This is a genomic window from Leptospira koniambonensis, assembly GCF_004769555.1.
GTDB lineage: Bacteria > Spirochaetota > Leptospiria > Leptospirales > Leptospiraceae > Leptospira_B > Leptospira_B koniambonensis.
On record NZ_RQFY01000005.1, the window covers coordinates 1 to 8,487 of the forward strand.

Annotated in this window: 9 protein-coding genes; all 9 read right to left on the minus strand. The window is 36.5% G+C overall.

The window, feature by feature from the left end; genetic code table 11:
- Positions 1 to 266 precede the first annotated feature (266 nt).
- Complete coding sequence (locus tag EHQ52_RS13480) at positions 267 to 1,775, minus strand: ParB N-terminal domain-containing protein (protein WP_135615737.1); 1,509 nt, start codon at positions 1,773 to 1,775, stop codon at positions 267 to 269.
- Between the two features lie 201 nt (positions 1,776 to 1,976).
- Positions 1,977 to 2,558 carry a hypothetical protein gene (locus EHQ52_RS13485; protein ID WP_135615738.1) on the minus strand — a complete coding sequence of 194 codons (582 nt, stop codon included), beginning with the start codon at positions 2,556 to 2,558 and terminating at the stop codon, positions 1,977 to 1,979.
- Between the two features lie 843 nt (positions 2,559 to 3,401).
- On the minus strand, positions 3,402 to 3,803 hold the full coding sequence (locus EHQ52_RS13490) for a helix-turn-helix domain-containing protein (RefSeq protein ID WP_135615739.1): 402 nt from the start codon (positions 3,801 to 3,803) through the stop codon (positions 3,402 to 3,404).
- Between the two features lie 3 nt (positions 3,804 to 3,806).
- Positions 3,807 to 4,097, minus strand: a complete 291-nt coding sequence (locus EHQ52_RS13495) for a type II toxin-antitoxin system HigB family toxin (RefSeq protein WP_135615740.1) — start codon at positions 4,095 to 4,097, stop codon at positions 3,807 to 3,809.
- A 232-nt stretch (positions 4,098 to 4,329) separates the two neighbouring features.
- Positions 4,330 to 4,725 (minus strand): hypothetical protein, encoded by a 396-nt coding sequence (locus tag EHQ52_RS13500; RefSeq protein WP_135615741.1) that lies wholly within the window; start codon positions 4,723 to 4,725, stop codon positions 4,330 to 4,332.
- Between the two features lie 775 nt (positions 4,726 to 5,500).
- On the minus strand, positions 5,501 to 5,857 hold the full coding sequence (locus tag EHQ52_RS13505) for a YceK/YidQ family lipoprotein (RefSeq protein WP_135615742.1): 357 nt from the start codon (positions 5,855 to 5,857) through the stop codon (positions 5,501 to 5,503).
- A 193-nt stretch (positions 5,858 to 6,050) separates the two neighbouring features.
- Positions 6,051 to 6,767: a hypothetical protein gene (locus tag EHQ52_RS13510; protein WP_135615743.1), complete on the minus strand. Its 717-nt coding sequence runs from the start codon at positions 6,765 to 6,767 to the stop codon at positions 6,051 to 6,053.
- A 160-nt stretch (positions 6,768 to 6,927) separates the two neighbouring features.
- Positions 6,928 to 7,404, minus strand: a complete 477-nt coding sequence (locus EHQ52_RS13515) for a hypothetical protein (protein WP_135615744.1) — start codon at positions 7,402 to 7,404, stop codon at positions 6,928 to 6,930.
- Positions 7,405 to 7,627: 223 nt separating this feature from the next.
- Complete coding sequence (locus tag EHQ52_RS13520; RefSeq protein ID WP_135615745.1) at positions 7,628 to 8,302, minus strand: hypothetical protein; 675 nt, start codon at positions 8,300 to 8,302, stop codon at positions 7,628 to 7,630.
- Positions 8,303 to 8,487: the final 185 nt, after the last annotated feature.

The window sequence follows — 8,487 nt, forward strand, 5'->3', positions numbered from 1 at the left end:
AATATTAACAATTTTACCGATTACAACAATCTCATCTCCTATCACGATTGAAGGGATTATAAGAAATAAAATCGATATAAAGAATCTTACTCTCATAAAATATATTCCGCGCAACTTTCGTCTAACGACCAAGGTGTTCCGACGTTTGCGATGGCACGAGTTTGCTCTGCAAACGAAGTGACAGAAGTAAATGTGGCGTAGCCCGAGCGAGAGTCGCGAGCGATCTCGAAGCGTAACGCCAACCCGTAAGTTAGGCGCAGTTTACATTATACATTACCTGTTAATACATAAGCCCTAGTTAAATTTAGTTTATTAAAAAGCTCATCTTGTTTTTTAGATGAAACGAGAAGACTATCAATCGTGTTGTCTGTAGAATCCCAAAGTGAATGAGAAAAAAGCCTTGCAAAACAGGCTTCTAACCTTTCGGTCTGTTCGTTCGTTATTTTTGCTCTATATAGAAGTTTTTCTCTTTCAGGTTCAGTTAGAATATTGAACACATTTATTATTATGTCCTTCATATATGGACCCCAAGTTAATACAGCTCCTTTATGCCAAATTCTGCGCACTCTTTTTTGAGCACTATTCAGGGATTCATTTTTCTTAGATGGAATCCAATCTGAAAGGTGACTAGTCTCCACAATCACTTTTGATAATACTTTAAAATTTTCAACTTCACTATTTCTAAAATCATTTGGCTGGTCAAAAAGAGATGATGAAGGGTGAAGATAAATAGAATTTGGGTAAATGGCTGTTGCCAATAAATCTTGTGTAATTGGATAATTTGCATCTTTTGATGCTTCAGCTACAAAAGGTTCTAAAGCAGAAGAAGATAAAACATTTTCTTTTAGTGCTGCAAAGAGAATACTATTTGCCTTAGATTTTTCAAATTGCTTTTCTATATTTAAAAATTTTATAAAATTTTCCTCAGAATGTGAAGTTGATGGTTTAGCGGAAGAAAATTCTTCCCACATTTCTTTCTGGATAGTAGATAGTCTTTCTAGTAGTGTTGATGTATAGAATGGTACTTGTCTTAATTTAGAATGCGCCTCCAGATTCGTAATCATTAATGAATCAAAAAGATTTTTAGAGCCTTTTTCGTCATCCGTTGAAAGAAATACTTTTACATCCACTTCTTTTGCATTATTTAATATTTGTGCAGCTGTTTTATGCTGACCATCAAATAATCTTATTGAATTCTTGAGGTATCTTGCAATTGCAGGAGATAGTTGCGGATGGTTTTTTAAGTGGTCACGTAGATTAACAAGTCTTTTCAAATCGATTACTCTGGGCTGTAAACCTTCTTGATCATCATTTTGAATCCAGGACATGGGAACTTTTGAATAAAAATAATGGGAACCTAAATGTTTATCATAGAATAGTGGGGCAGTAATATTCGTATTTGAGTCGGTTAATTTGACTACATTCTCTTCTTTTACGAGGTGTATATTCGTACTGGAAATCCCTTTTAATTCCAATATGTCTTGCAATTTGATATTATTTTGTCTTTGTAAAAACAATTTTTCTAATTGAAAGTTGTCTTTTACTGTGTCTAGGCTTTCATCTTTTTTACGCCTGTTATAAATTTTCTTTACTATACGAACATTAACTAAATCTGTTGGACCTCCTTTCGACCATGCCGTAAGATGATCATATTCAATCTCGTCAGCTTGAGATATTATTTCACCTGAAATGTAACATCGAAGAGAGCCATCAGCTTCTGTCTGACTTGCCCTGACTTGATTTTTTTCTACTTCTGAAAGTTGTCTATCTGGCATATTGTTTCCATAAATTAATTTTGTAAATGGCGTATAACGACTAATGATTGTCGACGTTAGCGAGCTGAACGAAGTGAAGACAGACACGAGAATTGCCTCTGCAATTCGAGTGACCTGAGCCAATGTGCCGAAGGCCAAGCGAGAGTTGCGTAGCAATCTCGAAGCGCAGCGTCAGAGCCGACAGTTAGGCGAAGGCTTAAATTAATAGTCGTAGTATTTCTTAACGTTGAGCAAAAGAACGTCTACTAAACCAACCCTATCTCGAATATTCTCAATATTTTTCTTGGATAAATTGATGATTTCATTCATTTCGGAATACATAGAAATACACGAAAGGGTGGAGGAAAGACATATCTCAAAATCACCGTAAGTGTGATACCCTCTTTCTATAGTGAATAAAACACGATCTATTCTACTTGCTGTTTTCTTAATAGGCAGGGAAAGTAATTCTTTATTAATTTGCCCACTTTCTATTAACCTCTCCTTCAATTTTAAGAAAGGTATGATTTTGATTTCTGCTGCTTTATCAATATTACAATCTCCCGACTTTCCTTCGTATACAAAATTTAAGCTATAATAATCAAATATTCTTTTTAATACTTCTGAATTTAAAAGAATATAAATTAGTGAAATTAAATTCTGGTCTTCAGTATAATCTTCGATTAGCTGAGAATAGTTTAATTTATTTTGAAATTTAAAATGGAGTAAATTATTTATGTTTTTAAATTTGTTCCTTCTAAAAAGTTCTTCAAGTAGATTTTTCATATTTTTAAGCTTTCGCATAACGACCAAGGTGCTCCGACGTTTGCGATGGCGCGAGACTTGCGTCTGCAAGACGAGTGACAGAAGCAAATGTGGCAAAGCCCGAGCGAGAGTCGCGTTAGTGATCCACGAGCGTAGCGGAAGCACCGACAGTTAGACGACGTGCATTAATAAAATTATATAGTCACTTTTGTGAATATGCATATTATTTCCCAGATGCCTCTTGAACCTAATAGTTAAATTCTAGTCATTCCTTATCCTTTGTCAAAAAATAGAGACTCACAAAAAAAGTGAACGGCATAGAAAGATAAGAAGCTAATATTAAAAAATACTGAAGAAATGATTCTAAAGAATAGCCATCACTGAATGCGAGTAATCCCATGAGTGGTATCCAATAGCAAGTCACAGTAATCAATCCAGTGACAATGCATATCAGAACTAAGAACAGGTTGACAATATTTTTTTTCGACTGGCCTTTATTCATTTATAAATATAAACCCCTTCTTTTCTAAACTATGATATTCTTTACAATAAATAAATTAAGATATTTTGCGATTCAAAACGCTCACTCTATAGAAATTCTTAAACATGTTAATATTTACCTAAAAGATTTTCATAATTTGTTTGCAAGCTATAGTTTCTCCTGAATAGGAATACAAAAGTTCATATTGAAAATTTTGGTGACACTTAAAATCAATGCGTGTCCGTCTAACGACCAAGGTGTTCCGACGTTGCGATGGCACGAGCTTGCTCTGCAAGGCGAGTGACAGAAGCAAATGTGCCGAAGGCCAAGCAAGGGTTGCGTAGCAATCCCGCAGCGATGTGGAAGCACCGATAGTTATACGCAGTCGCTAATCAATAAAGTCAAATAAAGACTGCTGGCGAAACCTTAAACTTCTTCCCTAATGCCTTGATTTGACGAATATTCAATTCTCTTTTACCGCTAAGAATTTCGGAAACAACTCCCTGACTACCCAGTTCGGACATGTCTTTTTGAGTAAGCCCATTCTCGTCCATAAGATATTTTAATACCTCGACGGGATCCGAATCAATAGATTCAAAGTTGTCCTTTTCGTATTCTTCAATGAGATTGCCAACAGTTTCCATTAAAGGGGCCAATGGATGTTTTTCGTTGTTACCAACCTCATCTATCAATTCATCAAGAGCTTTTAAAAGTTTTTTGTATTGTTTATCAGAATGAGGAACAGATAAAAGATCTTTTACTTCTGGCCAAACATTTCTTACTCGCTCTAATTCAAGAATCATACCCTACTCCTCCTTCCATTTTCCTTTATCATATTCTGAATGCGTTAAAACATGCCGAATGAAGACTTTCTTTCTATTATAGTGAATTGCAGAAATTAATCTAAAATTGTTCCCGCTAATATTAAAAACTGTAAATTTACCAACCTGATCTGCACTTTTAAATACTTTTCTTAACTCGTTGAAATCTTTAAAATCTGTATTCTGAACTATTTTATACCAGCTTTTGAGAGAGGGCCCTGAATTAGGATATTTTGTTACAAAATCCAAGATCTTCTTCCAGCTAATTATGTGCACTTATACAAACAATATCTCAAAATGAGATATTGCAAGCATTTTTCTATTCTTTCTTTCAGAAATGAATTTTTAGCGATTGCGTATAACGACCAAGGTGTTCCGACGTTTACGACGGCGCGAGCTTGCCCTGCAAGGCGCAGTGCCGGAAGTAAATGTGCCGGAGGCCAAGCGAGGGTTGCGTTAGCAATCCCGACGCGCTGCGGAAGCACCGACAGTTAGGCGATGCACTCTATTAAACTGGATTTACGAGCAAACCAATAATTCGAGTAACTATCACTCGCGCCACTCTTCGAGATCCTTCAACAAGAAATCCCATAGTCCCTTCTTTAAGACGATTTTGGTGATAACTTCTCATTGTCTGATCAACTATCCACATGCTTGCTCTACCTTCCCTATCAACGGATACGCTTAAATCCATTAATATTGAGCCGTCATTCGAATAAAACTCAGGCCAAATCATATAGAGATTCTCTGAATGATTATTCGAAGAAACATATTCGAAATCACACCTATAACCTTGAAACGGTAAAGTTTTGCGACCACCTTCCAGTTCATCAATAAACTCGTAAGCAATTTCAAAATCAGCGATGCGAGATGTTTTCGCAGAATATGATTTCCATTTATCCATTTTTGTTCTTAAATGAAATTTTTTGTATCGTTTCGCCTAACGACCAAGGTGTTCCGACGTTTGCGATGGCACGAGTTTGCTCTGCAAACGAAGTGACAGAAGCAAATGTGGCGTAGCCCGAGCGAGAGTCGCGTTAGTGATCTCGAAGCGCTGCGGAAGCACCGATAGTTAGGCGAAGTGCTGTTGCTAAAACAAGCCTATTTTAGCAGTTTATGGATTTGAATTTCAATATCTTCAATTGAGTTTAAACATTTCTGCATTAAATCCTCAATCTCGTTTCCGTAGTGTGACACTTCATTTCCAGTATCCCTCTTACACGCACCATGATACATTCCTGAACGACATTCGGTGAATTTAACCTCCCAATTCGAATATTTCGAAAGAAGCAAATTTAATTCTTCATATGTTAAATTCTTTTTCCGAAACTCCTGATTGTCCTTGTTTACTATGTGTTTTAGCGCTTTTAAAATATGAACAAACATAATTAAATTGATTTTCATTCAGGCATTTTACAATTTCGATAGAAGCTTTTACTAATAAACGGAAATTAGAAAGTTAACGCGTCTATATAATATTACCAATCAATTGCATAGCTAATATTAAGAAAGATTATAACATTATTTCGCCTAACGACTAAGGTGTTCCGACATTTGCAATGGCACGAGGCTTGCTCTGCAAGACGAGTGACAGAAGCAAATGTGGCGAAGCCCGAGTGAGTGGTCGCGTAGCGATCCACGAGCGGAGCGGAAGCACCGATAGTTATACGCAGTGGTTTTTATTCAGTTATTTTGCATTTTGAATTCGAAATAGAACCTGCAATTTCCCAAGGAACAGTAATAGGAACCAAAACTGTATCTATAAGAAAACTAGGAATAAAATCAAATATACCAAACCATGCAGCTAATTTAGCATACCCTGCTCTATCATTTGTCGTGTCAGCAGTAATAAAGCGAATATTTATTTTAGTACCTCCATACAGTACCTGATATGGTTGCTTCGAAACAATATCACAGTCTTCCTTTATCCTTGAATCAATTGAATGAAATGTAGCACAATTAAATAAGTTGAAGGAAATCACGAATATATATATTAATTGTAAAACTTGTTTCCGTTTTAAATTAGTTATTTTCATATTTTATAATGGTTCTTGAAAACCATTGCGCCTAACGACCAAGGTGTTCCGACGTTTGCGATGGCACGAGCTTGTTATGCAAGCGCAGTGACAGAAGCAAATGTGACGTAGCCCGAGTGAGTGGTCGCGAAGCGATCCACGAACGTAGCGGAAGCACCGACAGTTAGACGCCGTTTTATTTAATCTAGAAAAATCATATTCTGATAATTTTATTCGCAATAAGTTTACAAGAATCCTGATTAGAAAAAATGCCAATACGATTTATTTGAAGATCAACTAAATATTTACGAATTTCTTCCGCACTTGCTCTATTCCTTTTTAAATCAAATATATCCGCCGAATAGGCCTGGTATTCATCTCGTTGTTCAGTATAATTTATTCCTATTGGATCCCAATCATGCCAGAGAATTTCATCGATTGCTTTTAATTCTAGTAAATCATATAATCGAACTATCTCTGCTTTAACATTTTTCAAATATTTACCAATAGAAACAGAAGCAACAACTTCAGAATATAAAGATTCTATTTGAAAATGATCGGCAATTTTAAATGCTAAAGCAGGAATAAACCAGCCACTATCTTTGTCAAAGGGCGCAATCATATTTCCAGCAGAATTGTAAGTAATTTTTGCTACCAATTCAGCAAGAGCTAGAAATTCATACGGGTGAAAGTTATGGTTTTTAAGATTAAAGTCTCTTATATAATCAAACTGTTTTTTAGCTTCTAGCCAATTATGCTTATTATTGATAATTTCAAATAAGTTGCTGACTTCATCCGGGATATCATGAATATATTTACTAAAACGCGATAGTATCAAACTCCCCCATATCGGCTTTATTGGATTAGGAATTGATTCGAATATATCTTTTCCTTTTTCTGTAAGATCTTTGCTAAAATCTATATATTTCATAAAATGGCGCTTAACGACCAAGGTGTTCCGACGTTTTGCGTTTGGCACGAGCTTGCTATCGCAAGCGCAGTGACAAAGCGAAATGTGGCGTAGCCCGAGCGAGTGAGTCGCGCTAGCGATCTCCGAGCTTAGCGTCAGAGCCGAAAGTTAGGCGACGGTTTTATCTTAAACGGTGAAGCTTTTCATCAATTTTATCAATGAACTGATGATATTTAATTGGCACAGCGTCTTTTGACGAATCAACCAACCAAAATCTTCGTTTTTCGCCAGATCCATATTCAATGTATAGCCCACCCTGATCATAAAAATCTGGACTTCCAATGACGTTATTTTTTTCGTCAAATAAATCTAATGGAAAATCAAGCGGCAATTCCTTTGTAACTTCATATTCACCTTCACCTCTACTTTCGAACTCTCCGCTGTAGAAAGAATCTCCGCTCAAAAGCTGCCCATTAGTATTCTTGAAAATTCTACTCGCTTGTATTTTATAAATGTTTATGCAATTCTTCTCACATTCTCCGGCAAAGGATCCAAATATTAAATAGTCAGTCCCCTTAAGAATTAAGCCTTTCTTCTGACAAGAAATCAATAGGAGCATTGAAGTTGCGTAAAATAAAGTATTTAGTATTTTTCTCATTTTAAGATGACTAAATATTTTTTAAAACTGTCGCCTAACGACCAAGGTGTTCCGACGTTTGCGATGGCACGAGTTTGCTCTGCAAACGAAGTGACGGAAGTAAATGTGGCGTAGCCCAAGCGAGTGGGTTGCGAAGCAAGCCCCGAGCGGCGCGGAGGCACCGATAGTTATGCGCAGTAAGCGCGCTCCTCTATATATAATGATTTTGCTTTATATAGAATTACTAACGCCAAAAGTGCCACCACTTCTTCTCTTCTTTCCATTCAAGAACACTTTCAATGATTGAGTTTCCACTATCTGGATCCGTACTGACTTTAATACCTATTGTTGATTCTCTTTCAATATCACTTCGACGGTCTATATAAGTCCATTTCCGCTTATCTTTATCGAATCCAGTAAAAACTATCTTTTCGGACAAGATCCAATTCAAAGTTCGCGTTAACACTCTATCGATACCAGGAAATACTTTCTCCCTTGATTTGCGATCATTCTTTAGATATTTAAGTTCAGGAAAATAACTATCGTCACAAAGGGCGCCATAACCAAGGCCCAAATCTTCTAAGAAATCGTAGCCTGCACAATAATAATCATAAAACATGATTAGAATCATAGGTAGCCTTTCTGAGCCTTTTATTGCCTCTTCAAGCAGCTTAGCAATTTTTAATTTTTCAAATGACCCTTGATCAATATATCTTGTTAGAATGCTTTGAATTTCGTATTTAACTGACTTTTTACGATAATCTAAGGACATTAAGTCTAAATAATCATCTTGTGAAAGTAAACGTTCCAAGCCTTCGCTTTTGAATACCCAATCTTCAAATGCATGAATAGCAATGGATCCATATAACAAATCGTATATTTGCTCATTCAATTCCGAAAGAAAATTCTCGCTTTTCATTGAAGATCACTATTAAGAAAAATGCTGCGCGTTTATTGCGCATAACGACCGAGGTGTTCCGACGTTCGCAACGGCACGAGTTTGCCCATGCAAACGAAGTGACGGAAGCGAATGTGGCGAAGCCCAAGCGAGCGGGTTGCGTTAGCAAGCCCCGAGCGGAGAGGAGGCACCGATAGTTAGACGAT